Source organism: Acinetobacter sp. ATCC 27244 (genome assembly GCF_000156555.1).
Lineage (GTDB): Bacteria > Pseudomonadota > Gammaproteobacteria > Pseudomonadales > Moraxellaceae > Acinetobacter > Acinetobacter haemolyticus.
The window spans coordinates 58,506-59,328 of the sequence record NZ_GG665955.1 but is presented as its reverse complement, the minus strand read 5'-3'; the positions used below and the strand labels follow the sequence as shown (position 1 = coordinate 59,328).

The 823-nt window shown below is 42.0% G+C and carries 1 pseudogene; it reads left to right on the top strand.

The annotated features are described in order from the left end of the window. A pseudogene (locus HMPREF0023_RS08515) lies at positions 1-823 on the top strand (hypothetical protein); the annotation flags it as partial.

The following is an 823-nucleotide window of genomic DNA, read 5'->3' as shown; positions in this document are numbered from 1 at the left end:
TTTCTAGGCAAAGGCGCGATGTACGTCGATGCGACGAAAGGGTTGATTTTACAAACCAATTTAGGTTCTGCTTCAGCAAGTAAATTAACCAGTCCCAATACAACATATGGCTATGTTGATTTTGCTCGCGTGACGGATCCAAATCAGCTTGGTGCTGAAACAGGAACTTATGCTGGAACAAGTGCTGGTCTTAATATTGAGTTAATGACAAAAGCTAATGTGACCATTGATCCAAACCTACCAGTCTACAATCTCGATAATAGTAAGGGCTTAATACGTGTAGGGATGAGTGGACGTATTGTGAATGGTGCCTTACAGTTACGAGGTACAAGTGCTCAAGGTTTAGCGGCACCTATTGATAATAATCAAACCAACACGCATACACCAAATAACGTACTGGGTTTTGCAAGTGATGCAAATACAACAGCAAATGGTACTGATGGAACAGTGATCGGTTCGACAGGTTTGGCATTACGCTTAAGAGGGGAATTTACTCAAAAAGGTGATGCGATGCTAGCAGGTGATGATAGTAAAGCCACAACTTTAGAAATTGGAGGAGCGGGTAGCAATACCTTTGGCTTTGAGTTCGGAGATCTCAGCCCGTTAGTCATTAACTCAAATCAACGTGCTTATTTCGATAGTGGGAATGTTTATATTAATCTAGCGAATACGCGTCATTTAAAAATGCCTGAAAACTCAGTATTGCGTACTTCCCGTTTTGGCGGAACAGCAACTGGCACGTTGACAACATCTGCGGATTATTTACAGCAAATCCATAATCAAGCAGAAAATCCCTATAGTCTCGTGGTTGCAGTACGTGGAG